This is a genomic window from Camelimonas abortus (genome assembly GCF_042432745.1).
GTDB classification, from domain to species: Bacteria; Pseudomonadota; Alphaproteobacteria; order Rhizobiales; family Beijerinckiaceae; genus Camelimonas; species Camelimonas abortus.
Map to the genome: position 1 here is coordinate 1,337,756 of NZ_JBHLWR010000006.1, position 26,616 is coordinate 1,364,371.

At 72.3% G+C, this 26,616-nt stretch carries 27 protein-coding genes; 12 read left to right on the plus strand and 15 right to left on the minus strand.

Annotation, left to right across the window (positions count from 1 at the left end):
• The 3 genes from ACFFJB_RS08130 (at position 1) to ACFFJB_RS08140 (ending at position 3,077) form a co-directional block, all read left to right on the plus strand.
• Positions 1 to 759 (plus strand): ABC transporter ATP-binding protein, encoded by a 759-nt coding sequence (locus ACFFJB_RS08130; protein WP_376832601.1) that lies wholly within the window; start codon positions 1 to 3, stop codon positions 757 to 759.
• Positions 760 to 883: 124 nt separating this feature from the next.
• The gene (locus ACFFJB_RS08135; RefSeq protein WP_376830738.1) at positions 884 to 1,579 is read left to right on the plus strand and encodes a cyclase family protein; all 696 of its coding nucleotides are present in this window, start codon (positions 884 to 886) and stop codon (positions 1,577 to 1,579) included.
• A gap of 109 nt (positions 1,580 to 1,688) precedes the next feature.
• Positions 1,689 to 3,077 carry an amidase gene (locus ACFFJB_RS08140; RefSeq protein WP_376830739.1) on the plus strand — a complete coding sequence of 463 codons (1,389 nt, stop codon included), beginning with the start codon at positions 1,689 to 1,691 and terminating at the stop codon, positions 3,075 to 3,077.
• A 219-nt stretch (positions 3,078 to 3,296) separates the two neighbouring features.
• Here ACFFJB_RS08140 and ACFFJB_RS08145 read toward each other — a convergent pair whose 3' ends face one another.
• Positions 3,297 to 3,515, minus strand: a complete 219-nt coding sequence (locus ACFFJB_RS08145; protein ID WP_376830740.1) for a hypothetical protein — start codon at positions 3,513 to 3,515, stop codon at positions 3,297 to 3,299.
• A gap of 465 nt (positions 3,516 to 3,980) precedes the next feature.
• Positions 3,981 to 4,352 (minus strand): response regulator, encoded by a 372-nt coding sequence (locus tag ACFFJB_RS08150; protein WP_376830741.1) that lies wholly within the window; start codon positions 4,350 to 4,352, stop codon positions 3,981 to 3,983.
• 96 nt (positions 4,353 to 4,448) lie between these two features.
• Between ACFFJB_RS08150 and ACFFJB_RS08155 the strand changes: the two genes are divergently transcribed.
• Positions 4,449 to 4,763 (plus strand): DUF3572 domain-containing protein, encoded by a 315-nt coding sequence (locus ACFFJB_RS08155; RefSeq protein WP_376830742.1) that lies wholly within the window; start codon positions 4,449 to 4,451, stop codon positions 4,761 to 4,763.
• 116 nt (positions 4,764 to 4,879) lie between these two features.
• The gene (locus ACFFJB_RS08160; RefSeq protein ID WP_376830743.1) at positions 4,880 to 6,193 is read left to right on the plus strand and encodes a DNA polymerase IV; all 1,314 of its coding nucleotides are present in this window, start codon (positions 4,880 to 4,882) and stop codon (positions 6,191 to 6,193) included.
• Positions 6,194 to 6,219: 26 nt separating this feature from the next.
• Here the strand turns inward: ACFFJB_RS08160 and ACFFJB_RS08165 are convergent, their stop codons facing one another.
• Entirely contained in the window at positions 6,220 to 7,122 is a 903-nt protein-coding gene (locus ACFFJB_RS08165) for an EipB family protein (protein ID WP_376830744.1), read from the minus strand.
• 218 nt (positions 7,123 to 7,340) lie between these two features.
• Between ACFFJB_RS08165 and ACFFJB_RS08170 the strand changes: the two genes are divergently transcribed.
• The 3 genes from ACFFJB_RS08170 (at position 7,341) to ACFFJB_RS08180 (ending at position 9,718) form a co-directional block, all read left to right on the plus strand.
• Positions 7,341 to 7,811: a RidA family protein gene (locus ACFFJB_RS08170; RefSeq protein WP_376830745.1), complete on the plus strand. Its 471-nt coding sequence runs from the start codon at positions 7,341 to 7,343 to the stop codon at positions 7,809 to 7,811.
• A 3-nt stretch (positions 7,812 to 7,814) separates the two neighbouring features.
• A complete protein-coding gene (locus tag ACFFJB_RS08175) occupies positions 7,815 to 9,002 on the plus strand; it encodes a GNAT family N-acetyltransferase (RefSeq protein ID WP_376830746.1) in 1,188 nt (395 codons plus the stop codon).
• 287 nt (positions 9,003 to 9,289) lie between these two features.
• The gene (locus ACFFJB_RS08180; protein WP_376830747.1) at positions 9,290 to 9,718 is read left to right on the plus strand and encodes an HIT family protein; all 429 of its coding nucleotides are present in this window, start codon (positions 9,290 to 9,292) and stop codon (positions 9,716 to 9,718) included.
• Between the two features lie 91 nt (positions 9,719 to 9,809).
• On the opposite strand, the gene ACFFJB_RS08185 is transcribed toward ACFFJB_RS08180, so the two are convergent.
• From ACFFJB_RS08185 to clpS, 3 genes are all read right to left on the minus strand, one after another.
• Complete coding sequence (locus tag ACFFJB_RS08185) at positions 9,810 to 10,004, minus strand: hypothetical protein (protein ID WP_376830748.1); 195 nt, start codon at positions 10,002 to 10,004, stop codon at positions 9,810 to 9,812.
• A 298-nt stretch (positions 10,005 to 10,302) separates the two neighbouring features.
• Positions 10,303 to 12,774 (minus strand): ATP-dependent Clp protease ATP-binding subunit ClpA, encoded by a 2,472-nt coding sequence (gene clpA / locus ACFFJB_RS08190; RefSeq protein ID WP_376830749.1) that lies wholly within the window; start codon positions 12,772 to 12,774, stop codon positions 10,303 to 10,305.
• A 21-nt stretch (positions 12,775 to 12,795) separates the two neighbouring features.
• Positions 12,796 to 13,182: an ATP-dependent Clp protease adapter ClpS gene (gene clpS / locus ACFFJB_RS08195; RefSeq protein WP_376830750.1), complete on the minus strand. Its 387-nt coding sequence runs from the start codon at positions 13,180 to 13,182 to the stop codon at positions 12,796 to 12,798.
• A 685-nt stretch (positions 13,183 to 13,867) separates the two neighbouring features.
• Between clpS and ACFFJB_RS08200 the strand changes: the two genes are divergently transcribed.
• Positions 13,868 to 15,364 carry a serine hydrolase gene (locus ACFFJB_RS08200; RefSeq protein WP_376830751.1) on the plus strand — a complete coding sequence of 499 codons (1,497 nt, stop codon included), beginning with the start codon at positions 13,868 to 13,870 and terminating at the stop codon, positions 15,362 to 15,364.
• A gap of 371 nt (positions 15,365 to 15,735) precedes the next feature.
• Here ACFFJB_RS08200 and ACFFJB_RS08205 read toward each other — a convergent pair whose 3' ends face one another.
• Entirely contained in the window at positions 15,736 to 16,443 is a 708-nt protein-coding gene (locus ACFFJB_RS08205; protein ID WP_376830752.1) for a DnaJ domain-containing protein, read from the minus strand.
• Between the two features lie 168 nt (positions 16,444 to 16,611).
• Between ACFFJB_RS08205 and panC the strand changes: the two genes are divergently transcribed.
• Entirely contained in the window at positions 16,612 to 17,460 is an 849-nt protein-coding gene (gene panC / locus ACFFJB_RS08210) for a pantoate--beta-alanine ligase (protein ID WP_376830753.1), read from the plus strand.
• A gap of 103 nt (positions 17,461 to 17,563) precedes the next feature.
• Here the strand turns inward: panC and ACFFJB_RS08215 are convergent, their stop codons facing one another.
• From ACFFJB_RS08215 to ACFFJB_RS08240, 6 genes are all read right to left on the minus strand, one after another.
• The gene (locus ACFFJB_RS08215) at positions 17,564 to 17,833 is read right to left on the minus strand and encodes a hypothetical protein (protein ID WP_376830754.1); all 270 of its coding nucleotides are present in this window, start codon (positions 17,831 to 17,833) and stop codon (positions 17,564 to 17,566) included.
• Between the two features lie 56 nt (positions 17,834 to 17,889).
• Positions 17,890 to 18,321 (minus strand): DUF1489 family protein, encoded by a 432-nt coding sequence (locus ACFFJB_RS08220; RefSeq protein ID WP_376830755.1) that lies wholly within the window; start codon positions 18,319 to 18,321, stop codon positions 17,890 to 17,892.
• Positions 18,322 to 18,429: 108 nt separating this feature from the next.
• Positions 18,430 to 18,891 carry a hypothetical protein gene (locus ACFFJB_RS08225; RefSeq protein WP_376830756.1) on the minus strand — a complete coding sequence of 154 codons (462 nt, stop codon included), beginning with the start codon at positions 18,889 to 18,891 and terminating at the stop codon, positions 18,430 to 18,432.
• Positions 18,892 to 19,228: 337 nt separating this feature from the next.
• Positions 19,229 to 21,262: an acetyl/propionyl/methylcrotonyl-CoA carboxylase subunit alpha gene (locus tag ACFFJB_RS08230; protein ID WP_376830757.1), complete on the minus strand. Its 2,034-nt coding sequence runs from the start codon at positions 21,260 to 21,262 to the stop codon at positions 19,229 to 19,231.
• A 69-nt stretch (positions 21,263 to 21,331) separates the two neighbouring features.
• Positions 21,332 to 22,066, minus strand: a complete 735-nt coding sequence (locus ACFFJB_RS08235; protein WP_376830758.1) for an LrgB family protein — start codon at positions 22,064 to 22,066, stop codon at positions 21,332 to 21,334.
• Positions 22,063 to 22,452: a CidA/LrgA family protein gene (locus ACFFJB_RS08240; protein WP_376830759.1), complete on the minus strand. Its 390-nt coding sequence runs from the start codon at positions 22,450 to 22,452 to the stop codon at positions 22,063 to 22,065. The genes ACFFJB_RS08235 and ACFFJB_RS08240 overlap by 4 nt, the downstream gene beginning before the upstream one ends.
• 475 nt (positions 22,453 to 22,927) lie before the next feature.
• Between ACFFJB_RS08240 and ACFFJB_RS08245 the strand changes: the two genes are divergently transcribed.
• Positions 22,928 to 23,533: an exopolysaccharide biosynthesis protein gene (locus ACFFJB_RS08245; protein ID WP_376830760.1), complete on the plus strand. Its 606-nt coding sequence runs from the start codon at positions 22,928 to 22,930 to the stop codon at positions 23,531 to 23,533.
• A gap of 54 nt (positions 23,534 to 23,587) precedes the next feature.
• Here ACFFJB_RS08245 and radC read toward each other — a convergent pair whose 3' ends face one another.
• On the minus strand, positions 23,588 to 24,310 hold the full coding sequence (gene radC / locus ACFFJB_RS08250) for a RadC family protein (RefSeq protein WP_376830761.1): 723 nt from the start codon (positions 24,308 to 24,310) through the stop codon (positions 23,588 to 23,590).
• 316 nt (positions 24,311 to 24,626) lie between these two features.
• A complete protein-coding gene (map, locus tag ACFFJB_RS08255; RefSeq protein ID WP_376830762.1) occupies positions 24,627 to 25,430 on the minus strand; it encodes a type I methionyl aminopeptidase in 804 nt (267 codons plus the stop codon).
• 195 nt (positions 25,431 to 25,625) lie between these two features.
• On the opposite strand from map, the gene ACFFJB_RS08260 reads away from it, so the two are divergent.
• Complete coding sequence (locus ACFFJB_RS08260) at positions 25,626 to 26,498, plus strand: FkbM family methyltransferase (protein ID WP_376830763.1); 873 nt, start codon at positions 25,626 to 25,628, stop codon at positions 26,496 to 26,498.
• Positions 26,499 to 26,616: the final 118 nt, after the last annotated feature.

Consider the following 26,616-nt stretch of genomic DNA (forward strand, 5'->3'; position numbering starts at 1 on the left):
ATGGGCAGCAGCAATCCATCCGCCGCGGCGCAGCCCCTGCTTGAGGTGCGCAACCTGCAGCTGCGCTACGGCGCCGCCGTCGCCGTGCGCGACATTTCGATGACGGTGAACCGGGGCGAGCTGGTGGCCATCATCGGCAACAACGGCGCCGGCAAGTCCTCCCTGATGCGCGGGGTGATGGGCCTCGTGCGCCCGTGCGGCGGCCAGGTGCTGCTGCGCGGCGAGGACACCACCTCCCTGCCCGCCAGCCGCAAGGTGGCGAAGGGCCTGGTGATGGCGCCGGAAGGGCGCCTGCTGTTCCCCGACCAGACGGTCGAGGACAATCTCATCCTCGGCGCCTATGTGCACGGCGGCCTGCGGGGCGAGCGCGCCAGACAGACCTGCGAGAAGGTGCTCGCCCTGTTCCCCCGCCTGCGCGAACGGCTGAAGCAGCAGGCCGGCTCCATGTCCGGCGGCGAGCAGCAGATGCTCGCCATCGGCCGCGGCCTGATGGCCGAGCCGGAGGTGCTGATCATCGACGAACTGTCCCTGGGCCTCGCGCCGAAGATCGTCGAGCAGCTGATGGAGGTGCTGCGCCAGCTCAACGCGGAGGGCCTCACCATCGTGCTCGTCGAACAGCTCGCCGCCCAGGCGCTCGCCATCGCCGACAAGGCCTATGTCATCGCCAACGGTCTGGTCGACCGCAGCGGCCCGGCCGCCGACATCGCCCGCGATCCGGAAGTGATGGAAGCCTTCCTCGGCAAGAAAAAGGGCCACTGACGCAGCGGCCCCGACCCAACGCTGGCCCGCCCGCCCCGGTCCTCACTCCGGAGCCGGCGCCGCGGGCCGCGTCCACCCGCCCGAAACCGGCAACAAACGCGCCTGCGCGCGCGAAGGAGCAGTCATGTCCCGCGTTATCGACCTCAGCCTCACCCTCGAAGACAACATGCCGGCGCACAAGCTGTTCCAGCGCCCCGTGTTCACCGTGCACATGAGCCACGAGAGCACGAAGGCCAACGGTCTGGGCGTGCCGGAAGACCCCATGACCTTCCAGACCAACTTCATCTCCATGCTGGATCACGTCGGCACCCATGTGGACGCCTTCCTGCACGTGAACCCGAAGGGCGCGGCCATCGACGAGATGCCGCTGGAGATGTTCATGGGCAAGGCGGTGTGCTTCGACCTGCGCCACATCCCCGATCTCGGCGACATCACCGTCGCCGACATGGAGGCGGCCGAGAAGGCCAGCGGCGTCAGGGTGGACGGCCACATCGTGCTGCTGTGCACCGGCTTCCACGCCCGCAACTACCCGTCCCTCGACTCCGTGTGGAAGAACCCGCTGCTCACCGTGGAGGCCACCCGCTGGCTCTACGACCGCGGCTCGAAGATGCACGGCGTGGAGGGCCCCTCCACCGACAAGCCCACCGACAACATCTTCGCCCAGCACCGCCTGTGCCGCGACCTCGGCGTCAGCCACTGGGAATGGCTGGTGAACCTGGAGGAACTGATCGGCGTCGGCGAGTTCCAGTTCTTCGGCGTGCCGCTGAAGTTCAAGGGCGGCTCGGGCTCGCCGGTGCGCGCCTTCGCCATCGTCGACTGACGCCCACGCCCCGCCGCCATCCCCCCTTTTCCGGGCGGCGGGGCCGCCCGCCGGCGCGGCCCCCTCCCGCCGGCGGGCTTCACGCCCGCCACGCCGCGAGGACCAGAGCATGAGCAATGATTTCACCCGCATGAGCGCCCTTGAGATGATCAGGCGCATCAGGACGAAGGAGATCTCTCCCGTCGAGGTCACCCGCGCCGCCCTCGACCTGGCCGCGGCGACCCAGGACACCGTCAACGCCTTCTGCGTGCTGACGCCGGAGGCGGCCATGGCGGAAGCGCGCGCCGCCGAGGCGGCGGTGATGCGCGGCGACGACCTCGGCCCGCTGCACGGCGCGCCGTTTTCGGTGAAGGATCTCATCGCCGTGGGCGGCCTGCCCTGGGAATCCGGGTCGAAGGCGATGAAAGGCAACGTCGCCGCCGCCGACGCCCCGGCCGTGGAGCGCGCCCGCGCCGCCGGCGCCATCCTCATCGGCAAGACCACCACCAGCGAATTCGGCTGCAAGCCGGTGGGCGACAGCCCTGTCACGGGCGTCACCCGCAATCCGCTGAACCTTTCAAAGACGCCGGGCGGCTCCAGCGCCGGCGCGGCCGCCTCGGTCGCCGCCGGCGTCACCCCCTTCGCGCTTGGCACCGACGGCGGCGGCTCCATCCGCATTCCGTGCTCCTTCACCGGCCTCGCCGGCATCAAGGGGCATTTCGGCCGCGTGCCGGTGTGGCCCACCCCGGCCACGCCCACCCTCGCCCATGTGGGGCCCATCGCCCGCTCCATGGCGGACGCGGCGAAGCTGTTCAGCGTCATCGCCGGGCCGGACGGGCGCGATCCCTTCTCCGTGCAGGGACCGGTTCCGGACGTGATGGGCGCGCTGGAGGCGCCGGTGACCGGCCTGCGCGTCGCCTACAGCCGCACCTTCGGCTATGGCCGCCCGCAGGCCGACGTCATCGCCGCCACGGACGCCGCCGCGAAGGCGCTGGAGGCCCAGGGCGCGATCGTGGAGGACGTGGACCCGCTGTTCGACGAGGATCCGGCCCCGCTGTGGACGGCTGAGTTCTACGCCGGCGTCGGCACGCGGCTGCGGCCGGTGCTGGAGGCCAACCGCAGCCTGCTCGATCCGGCGGCGGCCGAGATCCTCGACGAGGCGCTGGCGCAGGAAATGAAGGCCTATTACGACACGGTGTTCGCCCGCTACGCGCTGCGCGAGAAGATGCGGCTGTTCTTCGAGCGCTACGACGCGCTGGTGTCGCCGGTGGTTCCGGTGTCGTCGGTGGAGGCGGGCGTGAACCTGCCGCCCGGCTTCGAGCACTGCAACCTGCTCTCCTGGGTGTCCTACACCTATCCGTTCAACCTCACCGGCAATCCCGCCGGCGCGGTGCGCGCCGGAACCGGCGACGACGGCATGCCGGTGGGGCTGCAGATCGTGGCTCCGCCCTGGCGGGAGGACCGCGTGGCGCAGGTGGCGGCGGCGGTGGAGCGCGCCATGCCCTTTGGCGCCGCATAGGCGCGGCCCAGACGCTGGCGCGGCCCGGGAATTTCCCCGGCCGCGACGGAAGCGGCGCCCGCCGCCAGCCGGCGTGCGCGCCCCGCCCCGGCGTGGCGCGCGGGCGGCGCCAACCCGGCGCGGCGCGCCGCCTGGCGGGCGGAACCGGCGGTGAAACTTGCGGGAACGGGAGCGCCGGCGGCCATGTCCGCCGGCGTCATGCGTCGTGCGCCTGCAGTCTTACCAGACCAGGGCCACTTCAGCGTAGGCGCGTTCCAGCATGGTGAGACAGGCGTGGGCCTGTTCACGCGCTTCCGGGCGCTCGCACATGCCGGCGATGTCGCGCAGGTCGCGGATGGCGACGTCAAGCGCGGTGATCAGGTCGATGGAGTCGTCGTCCTCGGCGGTGACGATGGGCTCGGGCCGCCGGCGCGGACGGAACTGTACGACTGTTCCCATGATACTCATCCGGAGTGATACGCGCGAATCAGGTCGTTCGCGCCATCATTTCGCCACCGGCTGGTTAACCATGACTTACGGACCTGCGCCGGCCGCGCCCGGCGCGGCGACGGGCGGGCGCCCTTCCCCGCCGCGGCGCGGGCGCGCGGCGACGGCCCGGACCGGGCTTCCGGAATGACCTGCGACGGAGCATGGTGGAAACTGGCGGCCGCGCCCGGCGCGGATGAAGGGCTCCCACGGGAAAGCAGCCCCGAAAGCAAGACGGCCGGGAGGAGACGGGCCTGTGAAGGCGCGCCGTCTCACTCCCGGCCTGAGCCCGTGACGTCCAGGAGATGCGGCGGACCTGAGCATCACCGGGCTGTTCCGTCGCACGGGCGGCCTGCGGGCCCCGCGCCTGCCCTTACCCTAACCTGGCCGGCGCGGAATGCAAATGGCTGATTGCGCCCGCCGCCCCGGGTGGGCGTCTCACGCCGGTCCGGCGTAGTTCCGCACCGCCTCCAGGAACTTGCCCACCGAGATCGGCTTGGAGAGATAGCCCTCGCAGCCGCCCTCGCGGATGCGCTCCTCGTCGCCCTTCATGGCGAAGGCGGTGACGGCGATCACCGGGATGCTCCGCAGCTCAGGATCTTCCTTGATCCAGCGGGTGACCTCGAGGCCGGAGACGTCGGGCAGCTGTATGTCCATGAGGATCAGGTCCGGCCGGTGGGCGCGGGCGAGCTCCAGGGCTTCGGAGCCCTGGGCGGTCTTGAGCGTCTGGTAGCCATGCGCCTCCAGCAGGTCGCCGAAGAGCTTCATGTTCAGCTCGTTATCCTCAACAATGAGAATGGTCTTGCTCATGGGGAAGAATCCGCCGTGGGCTCCCTTGCCGCAGGCCGTGACGCGCCTGCCCGGCGCCGCCACATTAGGGTCGCAACCCTGAATGAAAGACAAACGATGCTGATTCCGCGTCAGAAAGACGGCGGCCGCGGCGCGGCCGCGCCAGACCCCGCCGAACTCGCCATCCGCGCCCTCGCCTGGCTCGCCGGCGACGCGGACCGGCTGGGCGATTTCCTCGTCATGTCCGGCCTGACCGTCGACCGGCTGCGCGCCGCCGCCAGCCGGCCGGAGTTTCTGGCGGCGGTGCTCGAGCACCTGCTGCAGGACGAAGCCCTGCTGCTGGCGTTCTGCGCCAGCGAGGGCGCCGATCCGGCGCAGGTCGCGCCCGCCTGCCGGCGCCTGCAGGGCGGCCGCCCGCCGGCGGAATTCTGACAGCGTCGCCGGAGCCCCCGGGCTCCCTTGCCCCGCCTGGACGCCATGGACGCCATCGCCACGCCGCCATCGCCGCCGCGCTTCCCGCCGCCCCGCTCCGCCGGGAGGGCGCGGCCATGACCGGCGCGCCCCCGGCCGGGGACACGCCGGCGCTGTGCCGCGACTGCCTCGCCCGTTTTCCGGCCCCGCCGGCGCCGCGCCGGCGCTGCCCGGCCTGCGGCTCGCCGCGCCTCGTCCTCCATCCCGAACTCGACCGGCTGGCCATCGCCCACATCGACTGCGACGCTTTCTACGCCGCCGTCGAGAAACGCGACCGGCCGGAGCTGGCCGACCGGCCGGTGATCATCGGCGGCGGACGCCGCGGCGTGGTCGCCACCGCCTGCTATGTGGCGCGCACCTGCGGCGTGCGCTCGGCCATGCCCATGTTCCAGGCGCTGGAACTGTGCCCGGACGCGGTGGTGCTGCCGCCGGACATGGCCCGCTACGCCGCGGTGAGCCGCGAGATACGCGCCATGATGCGGGCGCTGACGCCGCTGGTGGAGCCGCTCTCCATCGACGAGGCCTTCCTCGATCTCGCCGGCACTGAACGGCTGCACCGCGCCACGCCGGCGGAGAGCCTCGCCGCCCTCGCCCTGCGCATCGAGCGCGAGGTGGGCGTCACCGTGTCCATCGGCCTGTCGTATAACAAGTTCCTGGCGAAAATCGCCTCGGACCTGGACAAGCCGCGCGGCTTTTCCGTGATCGGCGTGGCGGAGGCGCCGGATTTTCTCGCCCGCCAGCCGGTGTCGGTGATCCATGGCGTCGGCGCCGCCACCCGCCGCGCCCTCGAAAGTCGCGGCTACCGGCTGGTCGCCGACCTGCGCCGGGCCACGCCGGGAAACCTTGCCAGCCAGTTCGGCAGGGAAGGCCTGCGCCTGTGGGAGCTGGCCCACGGAACCGACCGGCGCAGGGTGACGCCGGAGCGGCCGGTGAAGTCGGTCTCCGCCGAGATCACCCTGGAGGACGACGTCGCCGACGTCGCCGCCCTGGAGCCGGTGCTGTGGCGGCTGTGCGAAAAGGTGTCGGCGCGGCTGAAAAACGCCGGCCTCGCCACGGTCGCGGTGACGCTGAAGCTCAGGACGGCCGGATTCCGCACCATCACGCGCACGCGCTCGGGCCTGCCCGCCACCCAGCTGGCGCGGCGCCTGTACCAGCCCGCCCTCGCCATGCTGCGCCAGGAGTGCGCGGCGCATCAGGGGCGGCAGGCGTGGCGGCTGGTGGGCGTGAGCGCCAGCGCCCTGGTCGCGGCGGCGGAGGCCGACCAGGGCGACCTCGCCGACCAGAGCGCCCGGCGCGAGGCCATGGCGGAGAAGGCCATCGACGCCCTGCGCGGCAAGTTCGGCGACCGCGCCGTGTTCCGCGGCATCGCCCTGCGCGACCGCCGCGACTGAGGCGGGGCCGTTCGCCCTTCCCGTGGTTATTTCCGGCGGGCGGCGGCGGCGCAGCGGCCGTCGCCGGTGACCTTCAGCCCGGTGAGCTTCGCGTCCAGCGACACCTCGCCGAGATTGAGGCGCATGTCGCCGCTGACGCCATTGTCATAGAGGTCGAAGGCGACCGAATATTCCGGCGTGCGCTCGCCGGGGCCCGGCCCGTAATAGGAGACGGTGACCGGCCAGCGGTCCAGCCGGTCGAGGCCGGCCCTGCGCCCGGCCTCGCCGGTCTTGCGACCGGGCCCGGCCGGCGCCCGCGGGCCGATGACCGCGAACACGTCATAAACCGTCTCGCCGTTTTCGCCGGGCTCGTAGAGCCGCGCCGCCATGGTCCGCTCGCCGGCGCGCGCCGCCGCCAGCAGGCGGCGGGTGTAGGCGGCCGGAAACAGGATCTCGCCGGAAAAGGCGAGCCGCTTCGCCTGCGGCGCCGTGAGGGAGACGGCGAGGCCAGGCGCTTCGCCTGCTCCCCCGGTGCGGCGGGCGGAGCCCTCCACCAGCTCCGCTTCCCCCTGGCCGCGGACCGTGGCCTGGCGGAAGCGCAGGCGCGCGCCGGCGGCGTCCTCGGCAGTGCGGGCGACCACGCCCAGCTTCACCGGCTCGCCTTCATGGGGCTCCAGCTCCAGCTCCTGGCGCAGGCGGAAGTCGTAGCCTGCGCAGGCGTCGCCGGCGTAACTGTAGGCGACCTCGCCGCCGGCGCTGGCGAAGCGGCCGCGCCCGTCGGCCAGCGACAGGGCGTAGACGGCTTCGTGAGGAGCCAGGGGCGGCAGCTCCCGGGTCTGGCGGCCGCCCGCCGGCGCGGCCGCCGCCGCGCCCCACACGCCCGCCGCCAGCGCCGCCGCCATCGCACAGCCGGCGACGGATCGCGCCGCCGCTTTCATCTTCGCCTGCATGTCCGCTCCTGCTCCGCCAGGCCGGCCGCGCCTGGTCCTTCGTCACCGTTTGCGCCAGACCATGACCTAGCTTGTGTGGCACAATATGGCGAAGGCCGCGGATGCGACAGTCCGTCCGCCGCCGCGGCCGGCGGGCTCGCCAGCCGCGCGCGCATCCATTACGCTCTGCGGCGAACGGCGCGCGCCGTTCGCGAAACTGCGAAGGAACCTTTCACGTCATGGGCAGGACAGAACAGCGATTGGCGGAACTTGGCGTCACCCTTCCCGCGCCGGCTGCGCCGCTGGCCAATTACACGCCGTTCGTGCGCTCCGGATCGCTGGTGATCATTTCCGGGCAGCTGTGCCTCGGCCCCGACGGCGCGCTGGCGCCGGAGCATCGCGGCAAGGTGGGCGCCGGGGTCAGCGCCGGCGACGCGCGCGCCGCGGCGCGGCTGTGCGCCATCAACGTTCTGGCGCAGCTGCGCGCCTGCATCGGCGATCTCGACCTGGTGGTCCGCTGCCTGCGGCTCGGCGGCTTCATCAACGCCGCTCCGGATTTCGACGGCCTCGCCGGAGTGATGAACGGCGCCTCGGATTTCATGGTCGAGGCGCTGGGCGACGCCGGCCGCCACGCCCGCTCCACCGTGGGGGTGGCCTCGCTGCCGCTGGGGGCGGCGGTGGAGGTCGAGGGCATGTTCGAGGTGCGCTGAGCCATGGACGGCGACGGCGGCGACAGGACGGCGGACCAGGCGGGCGCAACGCTGCGCCTGCGCGTCGCCGGCGGCGTCTCCGCCATTGACGCCGCTTCATGGGACGCCTGCGCCGGCGCGGACAACCCGTTCGTTTCCCATGCCTTTTTCAGCGCGCTGGAGCTTTCCGGCTCCGCCTGCGCCGCCACCGGCTGGCTGCCGCTGCATCTGGTCGCCGAGGACGTGAACGGCGCCGTGGCCGGGATCGCCCCGTGCTACCTGAAGTCCCATTCCATGGGCGAATATGTGTTCGACCATGGCTGGGCGCGCGCCTTCGAACAGGCTGGCGGCAGCTACTATCCCAAGCTGCAGGCGTGCGTGCCGTTCACGCCGGTCACCGGGCCGCGGCTGCTCGCCCGGCCGGGCCCGGAGGCGCAGGAGACGCGGCGGGCGCTGGCGCGCGGGCTCGTGGCCCTGCGCGGGCGCGCCGGCGCCTCCTCGGTTCACGTCACCTTTCCCACGGCGGAGGATTGGCGGCTGCTGGGCGGGAACGGCTACCTGCAGCGCCGCGACCGGCAGTATCACTGGTTCAACGAGGGCTACGCCAGCTTCGACGATTTCCTTCAGGCCCTGTCCTCCAGCCGGCGCAAGACCATCCGCCGCGAGCGGCGCGAGGCGGTGAAGGACGGCCTCGTCATCGAGCGCCTGAGCGGAGCGGAGATCAGCGAGGAGGCCTGGGACGCGTTCTTCGCCTTCTACCAGGACACCGGCTCGCGCAAGTGGGGCCGGCCCTATCTCACCCGCGACTTCTACCGGCGCGTCGCGGAAACCATGGCGGACCGGGTGCTGCTGGTGATGGCGAGGCGCGCCGGACGCTACGTCGCCGGCGCCATCAATTTCATCGGCGCCGACGCCCTCTATGGCCGGCACTGGGGCTGCATCGAGGACCACCCCTTCCTGCATTTCGAAATCTGCTATTACCAGGCGATCGATTACGCCATCGGCGCCGGCCTCGCCCGGGTGGAGGCCGGCGCCCAGGGCGAGCACAAGCTGGCGCGCGGCTACCGGCCGGTGGAGACCCGTTCGGCGCACGCCATCGCCCATCCCGGCCTGCGCCGGGCGGTGGCGGCGTTTCTCGAAGAGGAGAGTCGCCATATCGACGCCCTGCTGCCGGAGATGGAGGCGCTGCTGCCGTTCCGGCGCAGCGGCTGAGGGGTCGGGCGCGGATTCCGCCTGCGGCAGGGCCGAATCCCCTGCCGGCGCGCCGCGTGCGCTTGACCGCGCCCGCGATGATTGTCACACCTGAGACACGAGGTTCAGTCACGCCGGCGAAGCGGCGCGCACGCTTCCTTAGGGCGCAGGCGTGCAAACGGCGGCCGCGGCGCGCAGCCTGTCGCCGGCGGCCGGCGCATGCGGGCGTGGGGCTGACATCCTGTCAGGTCTGTCGCCAGCGCCGGCCGCGGATGCGGCCGCCTGGCCTGCGATGCAATGGGAACGACATGGCGGCTTACGATCCGAAAAACGTGTTCGCTGCGATCCTGAAAGGCCAGCTGCCCAGCCACAAGGTGTATGAGGACGAGCTGACCTACGCCTTCATGGACATCATGCCCCGCGCCGACGGCCATGTGCTGGTGATCCCGAAGGCCCCCTCCCGCAACATTCTCGACATCGAGCCGGAGGACCTCGCCGCCGTGGCCCGCACGGTGAAGAAGGTGGCGATGGCCGCCAGGGAGACATTCAGGGCGGACGGCGTCACCATCCTGCAGTCCAACGAGCCGGCCGCCGGCCAGGTGGTGTTCCACACCCACTTCCACGTGCTGCCGCGCTGGAACGGCGTGGAGCTGCGCCCTGGCGGCCAGGAGGTGGCTGATCCGGAAGTGCTGGCCCGCCAGGCCGAACAGCTGCGCAAGGCCCTCGAGGGCTGCTGAGCCGCCGCCCGCCGCACATGAAAACGGCCGCCGGCTTCCGGCGGCCGCCTGCGTTTCCGGGCTCGCCAGCCCCCTTCGGGCGGTCCGCCGGTTACAGATGCCTGTCCTTCAGCAGCTGCAGCGCCTCGATGGCCTGTGAGATCGGCTCGTGGAAGGCGTTGTAGACATGGACGCCGGCCAGCCACATCCCCAGCACCAGCGGCGGCACCACGATCCAGCCAATGATCTCTTCCATGCGCTTGCGCCGGCGGCGACGCTCGGCGCGGGTCTCGTTCCAGGCGCCCATGCTGTTCCTGATCCGCATTGGGGGGCTGTCGCCGCGCGCGGCTGCGCCGCCGTCGCGGGCCTCGCCCGGTGGTCAACACCGGCGCCTGGCCTGCGCCAGGCGCGCGCTACATGACTGGCCCATGTCGGCGGCAAATGGAAGATCCCGCGCGCTCCGCGCCCGCAAAAATCGCCTCCGCCCGCCCCGCCGCGCGCCAGGCGCCATGGCGCGCGGATCCTGAAACGTGACTGGTTCCGGCCAATGAAAAAGGGCGGGAGACCATGCCCCCGCCCCGCGCTCCGTCCGGCGGCGGCCCGCCTCAGGCGTCGTCCGCCGGCCCGTCCGTCTTTTTCATCCGCCGGCGGGCCAGCTCCGCGCCGCGGCGGGTGCGCCGCGGCGGCGGCGCAGCGCGCGGAGCGGACGCCTCCGCCGGAGAGCCGGCCATGGCCCCGGCGCCGGCGGCCGCCGGTTCGGCCGCGGCCTTCTCCTCCTCCGGATACTCGAAGCGCAACGGCCCCTTGTCCCCGCGCTCCGCCGGGTCGCGCACGGTGACGCGCACCACGCCGCCGTCCTTGAGACGGCCGAACAGCAGCTCGTCCGCCAGCGGGATCTTGATGGCGCTCTGGATCAGGCGCGCCATGGGCCGGGCGCCCATGTGCTCGTCATAGCCGTTCTCCACCAGCCATTCGCGCGCCGCGTCGGAGAGCTCGATGGTGACCTTGCGGTCGGCGAGCTGCGCCTCAAGCTGCAGCACGAACTTGTCCACCACCCTGGCGATCATCTCCCGCGACAGCGGCGCGAAGGAGATGATGGCGTCGAGACGGTTGCGGAACTCCGGCGTGAACAGCCGGTTGATCGCCTCCTCGTCGTCGCCCTCGCGGCGGGTGCGGGTGAAGCCGAAAGCGGCCCTGGCCATCTCCGCCGCGCCGGCGTTGGTGGTCATGATGATGATGACGTTGCGGAAATCGACCTTCTTGCCGTTGTGGTCGGTGAGCTTGCCGTGGTCCATGACCTGCAACAGGATGTTGAACAGGTCCGGATGGGCCTTCTCGATCTCGTCCAGCAGCAGCACGCAGTGCGGGTTCTGGTCGACGCCGTCGGTGAGCAGGCCGCCCTGGTCGAAGCCGACATAGCCGGGCGGCGCGCCGATGAGGCGCGACACCGTATGCCGCTCCATGTACTCGGACATGTCGAAACGGATCAGCTCGAGGCCAAGGGCGGCGGCGAGCTGGCGGGCCACCTCGGTCTTGCCCACGCCGGTAGGGCCGGCGAACAGGTAGGAGCCGATGGGCTTCTCCGGATCGCGCAGGCCGGCGCGCGACAGCTTGATGGCCGAGGACAGGGCGCGTATGGCGTCGTCCTGGCCATAGACCACGCTCTCCAGAGTGGACTGGAGGTTGCGCAGGATCTCGGCCTCGTCGCGGGAGACGCTCTTGGGCGGGATGCGCGCCATGGCGGCGACGGTGGCCTCGATCTCCTTCACGCCGATCACCTTGCGGCGGCGGTTCTCCGGCAGCAGCATCTGGGCCGCGCCGCTTTCATCCAGCACGTCGATGGCCTTGTCGGGCAGCTTGCGGTCCTGGATGTAGCGGGCGGAGAGCTCCACGGCGGCGGTGATGGCGTCGCTGGTGTAGCGGACGTGGTGGAACTCCTCGAAACAGGGCCGCAGCCCGCGCAGGATGGCGATGGAGTCCTGCACCGAAGGCTCGTGCACGTCGATCTTCTGGAAACGGCGCACCAGCGCCCGGTCCTTCTCGAAGTACTGGCGGTACTCCTTGTAGGTGGTGGAGCCGATGCAGCGCAGCGAGCCCGAGGCCAGCGCCGGCTTGAGCAGGTTGGAGGCGTCCATGGCCCCGCCCGAGGTCGCGCCGGCGCCGATCACCGTGTGGATCTCGTCGATGAACATGATGGCGTTGGGATGCGCCTCGATCTCCTTCATCACCTGCTTGAGGCGCTCCTCGAAGTCGCCGCGGTAGCGGGTGCCGGCCAGCAGCGCGCCCATGTCGAGGGAGAAGATGGTGGCGTCGCGCAGCACCTCCGGCACCTCGCCGAGCACGATGCGGCGCGCCAGGCCTTCGGCGATGGCGGTCTTGCCCACGCCAGGATCGCCCACCAGCAGCGGATTGTTCTTCTGCCGCCGGCACAGCACCTGGATGGTGCGCTCCACCTCGCGCTCGCGGCCGATCAGCGGATCGATGCGGCCGTCGCGGGCCTTGCGGTTGAGGTTGACGCAATAGGCCTCCAGCGCCTCGGCCTTCTTGCGGCCGCGGACGCTTTCGCCATCGTCGGATCCGGGCGCGGGGGACTCGCTCTCGTCCTCGCCGCGCGGCGGGCGCGACTCGGAGTAACCGGGCCGCTTGGCGATGCCGTGGCTGATGTAGTTCACGGCGTCATAGCGCGTCATGTCCTGCTCCTGCAGGAAATACGCGGCGTGGCTCTCGCGCTCGGCGAAAATGGCGACAAGCACGTTGGCCCCCGTCACCTCTTCGCGCCCGGAGGACTGCACGTGAATGACCGCACGCTGGATGACCCGCTGGAAGCCGGCCGTGGGCTTGGAATCCTCCCGCCCGTCGGTGACCAGGTTGGAAAGCTCGGTGTCGACGTAATCGGTCAGGGTGCGACGGAGCAGCTCCATGTCCACGCCGCAGGCGCGCATCACGGCGGCGGCGTCCTGGTCATCAATGAGCGCCAGCAGCAGGTGTTCCAGCGTCGCGTATTCATGACGCCGTTCGTTCGCCAGGGCGAGGGCGCGATGCAGGGACTGTTCGAGGCTCCGTGAGAATGTCGGCAACGGCTTCCCCTTTCGCGCGTTTCAGTTCTTCTCCATGACGCACTGCAGCGGATGCTGGTGCCGTCGGGAGAACTCCATGACCTGCGCAACCTTGGTCTCGGCCACCTCGAAGGTGTAGACCCCGCACACGCCGACGCCGTGGTTGTGAACGTGCAGCATGATGCGGGTCGCGTCTTCCGGCGACTTGTTAAAAAACCTCTGGAGCACCTCGACGACGAACTCCATCGGAGTGAAATCGTCGTTGAGAAGCAGAACCTTGTACATGTCCGGGCGCTTTGGCCGCGTCCGGGTCAGCAGGGCGACGCCGGGGCCGGCGGGTTCGCCCGACCGTCTGGGGGAACCGCCAGCGCCAGAAGAGGTTCCCTGTGACCCGACAGGACCGACGCCCGCCTCCCACCGTGTTTTCATCGCCATCTTTTGCGCGTCGTCGTCTCGCCGGTCGGTTTCTCGCGGCGTTCCCGTCAGGAACGCCTGTATCTTCCAGTTTAATCCTCCCGCGTCCCGTCCGCCAGCCCGCCTGACGCCTTTTGATCCGGCAGGCGACCCGACCTGCCGCCCCGCGGGCGCGGACCGCGGCCACGGCGCGTCCCGCGCCGGGCGGAGCGGAGCCGGCCGCCGGAAGCGTCGTCGCCCGCCGCCGTATCCTGACGCCGCCGGCGCCGGCGCGACGTCCACGAATGAGACGCGGGCCGGATGGCGAAAATTGAGCGCAAGCGTGGCGAAAATTACGCGCCCCGCCTTTTTCTGCCGATGGTTAACAGCGCGCCGGCGTCCCGCGACGGAACGGCGGGCCTGACCGCCCCCGCCGCGCCGGCGCCGGCCGCGCGGCGACGCCGGCCGCCGCGCCCGTGACGGCGGAAAACGTCATTACCGGCAGCATTTTACGCCGGCTGCAGCCGCCGATCCAGCCGGCGGCGCCGGGACGCGACGGCGACGGCGCCCTCCGGCGCGCCCCGCGCGCCGGGAACGGGACGCCCGCCTGCGCTTAACCGTCCGGTAACTGCGATCCGTCTAGCTTCCAGCCAGCGCGGAAAGCCGCGCGAACGCCCGCCGCTCAGGCGGCGGTCACGGGCGACAACGGGAAGCGGAAACCATGGCGTTCGGAACGATCACGGCCAAATCAACCCTGTATCGCGGTCTGGCGGTGGTCATTGGCGTGGCGGTGGCGGTGACGGCCTTCTCCGGCCCCGCCGAGGCGCGCCGCAAGCACAGGATCCGGCACCACGCCGCTGCGGCGCAGACCTATGACCCGCCCTTCGCCGCCATCGTCGTGGACGCCAAGACCGGCCGCACCCTCTATGCGAAGAACGCCGACGCGCGCCGGCATCCGGCGTCGATCACCAAGGTGATGACCCTGTACATGCTGTTCGAGCAGCTGGAGCAGGGCCGCATGCGGCTGGACACGCCGATCCGCATTTCGGCCCACGCCGCCTCGATGCCGCCGTCCAAGCTTGGCCTGCGCCCCGGCTCCACCATCAGCGCCGAAAACGCCATCAAGGCGCTGGTCACCCGCTCGGCCAATGACGTCGCCGCCGCCGTCGCCGAACACATCGGCGGCAGCGAATCCCGCTTCGCCCAGCTGATGACCCGCAAGGCCCGGGCGCTGGGCATGACCGGAACCGTATACGTCAACGCCTCCGGCCTGCCGGACGCGCGCCAGATCACCACCGCGCGCGACCTCACCATTCTCGGCCGGGCGATCCAGGACCGGTTCCCGCAGTACTACCACTACTTCTCCACCCGCAGCTTCCAGTTCGCCGGCCAGACCATCGGCAACCACAACAGGCTGCTGGGCGCCGTCGAGGGCGTCGACGGCATCAAGACCGGCTACACCCGCATGTCCGGCTTCAACCTGCTCACCTCGGCCCGCGCCAGCGGCCGCCACATCGTCGCCGTGGTGCTGGGCGGACGCACCGGCGCCATCCGCGACCGCATCATGGCCTCGCTGGTCGCCCAGCACCTGCCCACCGCCTACGCCGGCGCGCGCATCGCGCCGAAGGTGGGCGAGGCGCGCCAGCTGCAGGTGGCCCACGCCGAGCCGCCGCGCCGCCCGGCTGACCTGCCCGCCAGCGGCGTGCGCCCGGCCGTGGCGCCGGCGGCGGACTCCGACACCGCCACGCCCTCCACCTTCCGCTGGGTGGCGGCGCGCAACGAGGCCGCCGCCGAGAACGCCGGCGTCACCCGCCTCGCCTATGCGCCGGAAACGGCGCCCTCCGCCCCGCGCGAGCTCGATTCCCGCGGCCTCGCCCGCCTCATCGCCACCAGGGCGCTGCGCCCGGCGCCTGGCGAAAGCCGCTCCGCCGGCGAGAGCGCCCAGAAGGGCGCCGCGGCGCATCCGGCCGCGCGCTCCGGCTCCTGGGTGATCCAGCTCGGCGCCACCGAGGACGAGGCGGCCGCCCGCAGGCTGCTGGAGGAGGCGCGCGAGGCCGCCGACTTCCTGAAGACGGCCTCCCCCTTCACCGAGAAGGTGGTCCGCGGCCGGGCCACGCTGTGGCGGGCGCGCTTCTCCGGCTTTGACCCGCAGTCGGCCCGCGACGCCTGCAAGGCGCTCCGCGACAGCGGCTACGAATGTTTCGCCACGCGGGGATGACGTCCGCAGGGCGCCCGCGCCCCAGGACCGGTCGCCTCAAGACCGGTCGCCTCAAGACCGGTCGCCTCAAGACCGGTCGTCCCAGGACCGACCGCCGCAGGCCGGACGCCTGCGCCGCCTGACCATTCCGCCCCGCCATCGCGCCGGCACCCGCCGCCGGCGGCCGGGGACGCCCCAAGCCGCAGCGTCGCGGAAACCGCCTTCCGCGCCGCCGCCCGCAGGACGCCTCCGGGCGGGCCTGCGCCACTCCCCGACGCCGCGTCGTTCCGCCCAGGCGAAGCGGAACGGGCGCCCGGGATGCGTAACATGTCGGGATGAAGGCGCGCCGGCGCACGGCCGTCGTTCCGGGATCCCGGCTTCACCGTCTGGAGTTAGCGATGCCGGGCCAGCAGAATATCCCTGGCTTGATTGACACGCGCCGCCAGCCACGTCGTGCCGCCGTGATCGGGATGAAGACGCTTCATCAGCGCGCGGTGGGCGCGCCGGATGTCTTCGGGACCAGCGCCCGGAGCAAGGCCCAGCACCTCATAGGCCTCCTCTTCGGTCATCGCGCCCGCGCCGACGGGGCCCCGCCGCGCGTGCGCATCTCCATCAGCGTCTTTACGCCAACCGGGGAACCGGCTGTCGAGATAAGCCTCTAGCAGGCCGGCGCCGGCGGGCTCCTGCCGGCGCAGCTGGCCGAGCAGCGCCAGCGCCTCCTCCCGCGCCAGGGCTCCGAGCCGCCACCCGGCCTGCGGCCCGGCCAGAATGACGCCGTCCACGGCGCCGCTGTCGTGATCGATGGTGAGCTCCAGCGTGGCCGTGCGCGCCCGCGACAGGCGCCCGGAGCGGCGGTTCTGGAACGGCAGGTCGAAAGGCAGGCGGAACGGCAGCTCGCCATAGGCCCAGGCGGCGGCGCCGGCGACCAGCAGCGCCATGTCGATGCGCCCGCGCAGCAGCAGCACGCCTGCCACGATGAAGCCGGCCACGCCCGCAGCCCTGCGCAGCAGCCCGGCCAGCTTTCCAGGGTCGGCGGTCTGGTAACGGGCGAGCAGCCACCACAGGGCGATGACGGCGACGACGCCGGCGAGCAGCAGCATTGGCGAATAATTCTCCCTGACGCGGCGAGAGGCGGCGACGCGGCCGCCGCCTTTCTGCTACTACACACGCGTTATATGCGCAGGCGCGCGGCGACGCCACGACAGCCGGCGAACGGCCGCTGCGGCAGCCGGAGACGCGCCGCGCCACGGCAAACGGGAACGGAACGGATGAGCAAGGTTCAGACGGCGACCACGGTGGCGGAGCTGCGCGCCATCATCTCGGGCTGGCGGCGGGAGGGCGCGCGCGTGGCCATCACCCCCACCATGGGGGCGCTGCACGAGGGCCACCTGTCGCTGGTGGAGGTGGCGAAGAAACACGCCGACCGGGTCGTGGTCTCGATCTTCGTCAACCCCACCCAGTTCGGGCACGGTGAGGACTTCGAGCGCTATCCGCGCACGCTGGAGCAGGACCTCGCCCTGCTGGCCACGGTCAGCGCCGACCTCGCCTGGACGCCGGACGTGGCGGCCATGTATCCGGCCGGCTTCGACACCACCATCAAGGTGGGCGGCCCGGCGAAGGCCGGGCTCGACGACGCCCACCGCCCCGGCCACTTCGACGGCGTGGCCACGGTGGTGACCAAGCTGCTGCTGCAGACCGGCGCCGACGTCGCCGTATTCGGCGAGAAGGATTACCAGCAGCTGCAGGTGATCCGCCAGCTGGCGCGCGACCTGAACATTCCCGCCGAGATCATCGGCGCGCCCACCCGCCGCGAGGCCGACGGCCTCGCCCTCTCCTCCCGAAACCGCTACCTGAGCGCGGAGGAGCGGGCGAAAGCGCCGGAAATCCACCGCACGCTGCAGGACGTGGCGGCGCGCATGCGCGCCGGCGCCAGCGCCGCCGAGGCGACGGCCGCCGGCGTCGCCCGCCTGGAGCAGGCCGGCTTCGTGGTGGACTACCTGCTGGCGCGCCACGCCCTGACGCTGGCGCCGGTCAGCGGCGTGGCGGAGGGCCCGGTGCGGCTGCTCGTGGCGGCGCGGCTGGGCGCCACCCGGCTCATCGACAACACCGGCGTGTGAGCGCCGCGCACCGACGCCGGATCACGGCGGCCGCCGTCCGTGCGGCCGCCCTTCTTTCATCCCCGCCCCGCTGGCGCGACGCCGGAACGCCGGCCCGCGCCCGTCACTTCGCCGACCAGGTGTAACTCGTGCTGACGCGGCCGCCGATGCGCAGCTCCGTGTCGCCGAAGCGGATCACGCCGTCGCGCTGCGGGCGCGCGCCGTAATCGATGCGGCCGGCCAGGGCGCGGGCGTCCATGTGCTGCTGTTGCGCCGCCGCGGCCGCGCCCGGGGCGCGCCGGGCGTCCCTGCGCTCCGCCGCCACCGCGCCGGCCGCCGTCGCTGCGGCCATCCCCAGCGCCAGCGCCGCCGTCACCGCCGCGCCCATCCGCATCTTCGCCTCCTGCTCCGTCGCGTCCGCCGGCGCCGCCCCGCGGCGCCGGACGCCCCTTACAGTAACCCAAGCCCGGCCAGTTCGCGTTTCATTTCTTCCGGCATGTCGCCGGTCTCCGCCGCCGCGGCCATGTCCTCCGGCGCGTCCCTGTCCTCGAGATAGCGCCAGCCCTGGAAGGCGCGATGGCGGCGCGGCCGCACCGGAATCACCTCCGGCTCCAGCATGACGCGCACCCGGCCCACGCCCTCGCCGTCGGTGAAGGGCTCGAAGCCGGCGATCCGCTGGCGGCAGGCGATGTGGCCGCGGATGACCCAGTAGAGCGAGCCGCCGGCGAGCTCGTCGCGTCGCTTCGGCATCATGCGGGTGGTGGCGTACGGCCGGCGGTCGGCGCCGCTGGCCCGCGCCATCCTTTCGTTCTGCGCGATCCACGCCCGCAGGTCGTCGATGGAATCGCAGCCGACGCAGAGCTTGATGAGGTTGAGAGGCATCGCTTTCCCCCTGGGGCGGGCCAGGCGCGGCGGCGCGGCCAGCGCCCTGTCGCATGGCGCGGCGCGCGCCGCAGCGGAACCGGCCGCGGCGACGCGCCGTCCTCCGTATTACTCGCCGATGAGCCTGCAGGCGATGTTCACCGGCGCCCTGGCCGCCTTGCGCAGGGGACCGTCGTATATGCCGCACTCCAGGATGTTGTCCGGGCCGCTGCGCCGGGCGGAGTAGACGTTGACCAGCACCTGGACGTCGCCCTTCACCCAGCGCAGGCGGTCGCGGCGCAGGTTGAGGTTGACCCTGACCAGCCGCGTGTCGCCCTCAACGGTCACCGTGCCGTCGCCGAGCTGGATCTGGCCCTCACCTGTCATGCGCCGCGGCGCGCCCGGCGCAGGATCGCCGGCGCACCAGGCGGCGATGACCACGCCTTCATGCAGTTTCGCCAGCTTCTGCGCCGCCACCGGCGACATCGAGAGGGCGACGGTGAAACCGTCGGGCAGGTCTTCCGCCGTCGCGGTCGCCGCCCCGGCCAGCAGGACGAGGCCGGACGCCAGCGCTGCAGCCATCCGTTTCATGTGGCGCTCTCTCCATGGTTTCGTCTGGCGCCGCCGCGCCCTGCGCGCAGCGCCGGGCGACGGCGCATGCGACGGCAGGCGCGACGCGCTTTTCCGGCGCGCCCGGCCGCCAGCCGCCCCGTCATGCCCTGGCCCGTTCCGGACGTCCATGGCGAGACGCCCATGGCGGGGCCGCGGGCGGGAAAAACCGCCCGCAGCCCGCGGACCATCCGGCGCGCCTGTCCCGCGCTCCAGGGCCGCCGGCCGCCATGCGCCCGGCCGGGCTCTCCGGCGGGACCCGCCCCGCGCCGCCGCCGCGCGGCCCGGCATGGCCGCGGCGACGCAGGAGCGCGCCGGCTCACGCCTGCGGCGTCACCACCGCCACCACCGCGCCTTCCTCCACCTGCTGGCCAGGCGCGACGCGCAGCTCCGCCACCACGCCCGCCACGGGCGCCGCCAGCGGATGCTCCATCTTCATCGCCTCCACCACCGCGAGGCGCTGGCCGCGCGTCACCGCCGCGCCCGCCTCCACGTAAACGGCGGTGACCTTGCCGTGCATGGGCGACGTCACCACGCCGCCGGAATCGTCCATGTGGTCGAGATCGACGGTGAACGGATCAAACGGCGCCACCACGGTCTGCCGGCCGCCGGCCACCGCCAGCTGCTGGGCGCCGGCGCGCACGCTCACCACGCCGTTGCGGAACTCCGTGCGGTCGCCCGCGCGGACCGTCACGTCCGCCTCGTCCGCCACGGCCTCGCCGACGCGGGCGCGGAGGCGCCCGTCGCGCCACTCCAGCGTCGCGTCCACGCGCACGCCGTCGGCCACCAGCTGCTGGCGCGCCGTGCGCGTTCCCAGCAGCTGGAACCCGGGCTTCGCCCGCGCCAGCGCGTCCCACGGGTCGCGCCAGCCGCCGGGCGCGTCCGCGTCCGCCGCCGGCAGGTTCAGCGCCAGCGCCGCGGCGGCGGTCGCCGCCCCGTCCGGGGCCGGGGTCTCGCCGGCCGCGCCCACGCCCAGTTCCGCCATGTGGGCGTCGATATAGCCGGTGTCGAAGCGCCCGGCGCGGAAGTCCGGCGCCTCCAGCAGGCGGCGCAGGAAGCTGGCGTTGGTCTGCGGGCCGGCCACGCGCGTCGCCGCCAGCGCCGCCGCCAGCCTTTCCAGCGCCGCGGCGCGGTCCGGGCCGTGGGCGATGATCTTGGCGATCATCGGATCATACCAGGCGGTGACCTCGTCGCCTTCCGCCACGCCGCTGTCCACCCGCACGCCCTCGCCGGCGGGCAGCTCAAGGAGGCGGATGCGCCCGGTGGAGGGCAGGAAGCCGCGGGCCGGGTCCTCGGCGTAAAGGCGCGCCTCCACCGCGTGGCCGCTGATGGCCAGATCCTGCTGGGTGAACGGCAGCGGCTCGCCGGCCGCCACGCGAAACTGCAGCGCCACCAGATCCAGCCCGGTCACCGCCTCGGTCACAGGATGCTCCACCTGCAGGCGGGTGTTCATCTCCATGAACCAGAAACGGTCCGGCCGCAGGCCGTCGCGGCCGTCGGCGATGAACTCCACCGTGCCGGCGCCCACATAGCCGACGGCCCGCGCCGCCTCCACCGCCGCCGCGCCCATGGCGGCGCGCATCTCCGCCGTCATGCCCGGCGCCGGCGCCTCCTCGATCACCTTCTGGTGGCGGCGCTGCAGCGAGCAGTCACGCTCGAACAGGTGCACCACATGGCCGTGAGCGTCCGCGAACACCTGGATCTCGATGTGGCGCGGCGCGCGCACGTATTTCTCCACCAGCACGCGCGGATCGCCGAAAGCCGCGACGGCCTCGCGCCGGGCGCTCTCCAGGGCGGGGATGAAGTCTTCCGGCGCGTCCACCCGGCGCATGCCCTTGCCGCCGCCGCCCGCCACCGCCTTGACCAGCACCGGATAGCCGATGGCGTCCGCCTCCGCCTTCAGCAGCTCCGGCTCCTGGCGGTCGCCGTGATAGCCGGGCGTCACCGGCACGCCGGCGCGGGCCGCAAGCTCCCTGGCGGCGTCCTTCAGGCCCATGGCGCGCATGGCCGCCGGCGGCGGGCCGATGAAGGCGATCCCGGCGGCGGCGCAGGCCTCGGCGAATTCCGGCCGTTCGGACAGGAAGCCGTAGCCGGGGTGGATGCAGGCGGCGCCGGCGCTGCGGGCGGCGGCGACGATGCGGTCGATGTCGAGATAGCTCTGCGCCGCCGGCGCGGGGCCGATGGCCACGGCCTCGTCCGCCATGCGCACGAAGGGGGCGTCGCGGTCGGCCTCGGAGTAAACCGCGATCACCCGCATTCCCAGCGCGCGGGCCGTGCGCATGACGCGGCAGGCGATTTCACCGCGATTGGCGACAAGAACGCTCTCGAACACGCTGGCCTCCCGCATGGTCATTGCCCGGAATCGTCCGGGTTTTCGCAGGACAGTACCACACGGTACCGGACGCGCCAGGCGCCGTCCGGATCAGAACAGCGCCAGCAGCGCCGGCAGCAGCGCCGCGGTGAGCAGGCCGTTGAGCGCCATGGCCATGCCGGCGAAGGCGCCCGCCACCTCGCTGCTCTGGAAGGCGCGCGCCGTGCCGATGCCGTGGGCGGCGACGCCGATGGCGAAGCCCCGCGCCGCCGGATCGCGCACCTTCATCAGGTTGAACAGCGGCGTGGCGATGATGGCGCCGGCGACGCCGGTGCCCACCGTGGCCACCATGGCCAGCGCCGGCACGCCGCCGATGATGTCCGCCACCGCCATGGAGATGGGCGCCGTCACTGACTTGGGCGCCAGCGACAGCAGCAGCGACTCGCGCACGCCGAGGAGATGGGCCACGCCCACCACGGAGACGATGGCCGCCAGCGAGCCGCAGGCCAGCGACACGGCGATGGGCAGCAGCGCCCGCTTCACCAGGGCGATGTTCTCCACCAGCGGAATGGCCAGCGCCACCGTCGCCGGACCGAGCAGGAAGCTGATGAGCTGCGCGCCGCGGTAATACTCCTCGTATGGCGTGCCGGTGAGCTCCAGCAGCAGGCCGGTGATCGCCACCGAAACCAGCACCGGATTGGCGAGGGGGTGGCCGTTCACCCGCCGGCCGATCCAGCTGGCGATGACGAAGGCGCCCACCGTCGCCAGCGTCCAGGTGAGCGGCGCGTGCTGCGCCCATGCGAGAAAGGCGTCGAGACGCCCGCTGAAGCTGGCCGCGCCGTTCATTGCGCGCCCTCCCCGCCGCCCCCCGCCCGGCGCCGCGCCTGCCAGCGCGCCGCAAGCGCATAGGTCCATGCGGTGACCGCCAGGGTGATCACCAGCGAAACGGCGAGGGCGGCGAGAATGGCCGCGGACCTGTCCGCCACCACCGGGCCGAGGCTGATGACGCCGACGCCCGCCGGCACGAACAGCAGCGACAGCACGCCAATGAGGCCGCGGCTGGCCTGGACGACCGGCTCCGGCGGCCGGCCGCCGCGCAGCAGCAGGATGGCGGCCATCAGCGCCATGCCGGTGACCGGCCCCGGCACGGGCAGCGCCAGCAGCCGCGAAACCGCCTCTCCGGCGAGCTGGCAGAGGAGGAGGCCGGCGAGACCCATGAGAACGTTTGACATGTCGGCTCCGGAATACGCGTCGCCGCCCCGCCCCCGGCCGTCCCGGCGGAGCCGGGCGCAGGGGGATCGCGGACGTTGTCGCGGATGTGGTCATGAACCACGATTGCGGCGAATCATGACCGGACGAGAGGACGGCGCCGGCGCACGCGGCGCAAGGCCGCCGCCGCGGCGGGGCGGGCGCCTCCCGCCCGTTTCGCGGTCATGGCGCCGGCGCGCCGCGCAGCGCCCGTTGACGGCCCCGGCGGGAGCCCGGCGGCTGGCCGGCGCACGCGCCTGTTGGCCCGGACCGCCGCGTGGGGTATGAACGGACATTGGAAACGCACTGGCGGCCAGGAGATCCGGCTGGACCAGCCGCTGCTCCGGGCCGGGAGCGCCGCGACGGGGCGGCGTCACCGGCGGCGGACGGCGAAACCGACGGCGGGCCGCAGGGACGGGGCGGTCACGGCGAACCGAACGCGAAACCTGGCAGGCCTCCTTGGTGAACACGCACCGCACCTCCGACGTCCTGATCAAGCTCGCCGGCGGCACGAGCGAGCGCGTCTCCGTCGGCGAAATCGTCGCCTCGCTGCATCACCAGGCGTTCGCGCTGCTGGTGGTGGTGCTGGGTCTGCCCAACTGCCTGCCGATGCCGCCGCCGATTCCCCTGATCTCCGGCCTGCTGCTCGGCTTTGTGGCGGCGCAGATCGCGCTTGGCATGCATACGCCGTGGCTGCCGAAGGCGCTGCTGCGCAGGACGGTGGCGCGCGCCGACGTGGCCCGCGCCGTGGCGCGCGCCCTGCCGGCGGTGTACCGGCTGGAGCGGATTTCGCGCATGCGCCTCGCCTATTTCAACCGGCCGTGGGGCATGCGCATCACCGGGCTGGCGCTGTTTCTGATCGCCGCAGGCCTGCTGGTGGCGCCGCCGTTCATCGGCCAGATCCCGCTGGGTTTCGCCGCCTGTCTGGTCGGGCTCGGGCTGGTGGAGCGCGACGGGGTGATGGCGTTCAGCGGCTTCACCTTCGGTGCCATCGGCATCGCGCTGAGCCTGAGCTTCGTGGCGGCGATCGTCGGCGGCGTCGCCTCGCTGTTCGGCCTGCGGTGAGCCTGCCCCGCGACCGGAGCGCGGCCGGCGCGGCGCGGCGCGACGGGCGCGCCCTCAGCGCCCGGGAACGGGATCCGGCTCCAGCAGCCGCAGGCCGCGCATGCTGGCGTGGCCGTTGCGGCCGATGATGACATGGTCATGCACCGTGATGCCCAGCGGCGCGGCGACGCGCATGATCTCGCGCGTCATGCGGATGTCCGCCGCCGATGGCGCCGGATCGCCCGACGGATGATTGTGCACCAGGATGATGGCCGACGCCGACAGCTCCAGCGCCCGTTTCACCACCTCCCGCGGATAGACCGGCGTGTGGTCCACGGTGCCGCGCTGCTGCTCCTCGTCGGCGATCACGCCGTTGCGCCGGTCCAGAAACAGCGCCCGGAAATGCTCGCGGTCGGCGAAGGCGAGAATGGTGCGGCAGTATTCCAGCAGCTGCGACCATGAGGCGACCGTCCGGCGCTTCATCACCGCGCCGCGCGCCAGCCGCGCCCCGGCGGCGGCGACGATCTTCAGGTCAAGCGCCACCTGGCCGGTCACCCCCTCCACCTCCTCCAGCAGCCGCGGCGGCGCGGCGATGACCTCGGCGAAGGAGCCGAAACGGGCGATGAGCGCCTTGGCCAGCGGCTTCACGTCGCGCCGCGGTATCGAGCGGAACAGCACCAGCTCCAGCAGTTCGTAATCCGGCAGCGCCTCCGGCCCGGCGTCGCGAAACCGCGCCCGCAGCCGTTCGCGGTGACCGGCGTGATGCGGCGCCTGCGGCGCCGGCCGCTTGCCCGGCATGGCCCCCTCCCCGTCGCCGTCACTCATGGAGCGGGGCCGCGCGCCCGCCCCTTACAGGAAAACCTGTCCGGCGGCGACGAAAAATGGCCAGGACGCATGCTGACTGCGACCAGGGACAGGCAAAATCATCGCCGCGCGATGCAGTTTTATACAATATCTGACGCAATGATCCCGTACGCGCAAATATTTTGCGCGCACCCCCGCGCCCGGCGACAGCCTCCTGCTTGGCCGCCCGCGACGACGACTGCGCCCGCGCATGAAAACGGCCCGGTCCTGACCAGAACCGGGCCGCAGCCTGTCGCCGGAAGGGCGTGGCTCAGCGCACCGTCACCGGGGGCTTGTCCAGCCCGGCCGGCGAGGCGGTGAAGACCTCCACGCCGGTTTCGGTGACTCCCACCGAATGCTCGAACTGGGCCGAAAGCGAGCGGTCGCGCGTCACCGCCGTCCAGCCGTCGGAGAGGATCTTCACCCCCGGCTTGCCGAGATTGATCATCGGCTCGATGGTGAAAAACATGCCGGGCTTCAGCTCCGGCCCCTCGCCCGGGCGGCCGAAGTGCAGGATCGAGGGATTGTCGTGGAACACCCGGCCGAGACCGTGGCCGCAGAAGTCGGTCACCACCGAGCAGCGCTCGGATTCGGCGTAGCTCTGGATGGCGTGGCCGATGTCGCCGGTGGTGGCGCCGGGCTTCACCGCGGCGACGCCGCGCTGCAGGCATTCATAGGTGATGTCGATGAGGCGCGCCGCCTTGCGCGGGATTTCGCCCACCGCATACATGCGGCTGCTGTCGCCGTGCCAGCCGTCGACGATCACGGTCACGTCGATGTTGACGATGTCGCCCTCGCGCAGCGGCTTGTCGCTGGGCATCCCGTGGCAGACGACGTGATTGATGGAGGTGCAGCAGGAAAAGCCGAAGCCGCGATAGTTGAGCTGCGCCGGATAGCCGCCGCGCTCCAGGCCATAGTCGCGCACCCACTGGTCGATCTGCAGCGTGGTGACGCCCGGCCGGACCCGGTCCACGAGCATGTCGAGGATTTCGGCCGCCAGCCGGCCGGCCTTGCGCATGCCCTCGAAATCCGCCGGTTCGTGCAGTCTGATCTGATCCGTCCGCCGCCTCGCCACCTGCGCGTCCTTTCCAGTTTGCTTCGCCCGGCGCCCTGTCCGCCGCTGCGGCCGCCCGCCCGGATTGCACCCCGCGGGCCGGCGCGTCAAGCCGGCGGCTGGCCGCGCCCTGCGCCCCGCCGCGCGCCCGCGGTTTTGCGCCCGGCCGCGGAGCGGTGTATGCAGCCGCGTCGCAACAGCCCGATGGCGGAGAACATGTCTCACCCCGCGTCCGACGCCAGCCACGACGCCGAAGCAGCCTGGGGCGCCCACGCGCCAGGCCCCCTGGTGCGCGCCATTCTCGGCCTCACCAGGGCGATGCCGGACAACTGGCCGGGCCGGCGCGCGGCGCTGGCGCTGCGGCGGGTGGCCATCCGCGCGCTGCGCGGCGCGCCGGTGGACGTGGAGGCGCTGGGAGCGCGCATGCGTCTGTATCCCTATCGCAACGTGTGCGAAAAGAAGGTGCTGTTCACGCCGCAATATTTCGACCCCGGCGAGCTGGCCGTCCTCGCCGCCCATGTGGCGCAGGCGCGCGCGCGCGGCGAGAGCTTCCAGTTCATCGACATCGGCGCGAACATCGGAGCCTATTCGGTGTTCGTGGCGGCGAAGGCCGGCCCGGACGCGCGCATCCTGGCCATTGAGCCCCAGCCGGACATCTTCGAACGGCTGACCTTCAACATCCGCCAGTGCCCCTCGCCGACGGTGAAGGCCATCGCCTGCGCCGTGGCGGACAAGTCCGGCGAGCTGACGCTGTTCCTCGATCCGGCCAACAGCGGCGAGTCGAGTCTGCGGGTGCTGCCTTCGGGCGGGGCGCGCAGCATCCGCGTGCCGGCCACGCCCCTGCTGCAGCTGCTGCAGGACGAGGGCTTCACCCGGGTCAACGCCATGAAGCTCGACGTGGAGGGCGCGGAGGACATCATTCTGGAGCCGTTCCTGCGCGAGGCGCCGGACAGCCTGCTGCCGGACCTGATCGTGATGGAGGACGGCTCCAGCCGCTGGCAGGTGGACCTGCCCTCGCTGGTGCGCGCCCGCGGCTACCGCCTGAAGCTGCGCACGCGGCTGAACTTCGTGTTCGAACGCGCCGGCTGACCGGACGGTTCGCCGGCGGCGGCGCGCCTGCGCCCCCGCGACGGTCAGGGCCTGCGCGCGCGTCGCAGGAGCGCCAGGCCAGTCCGGGGCATGACGGCGACTGGCCCGCCGGGAGAAA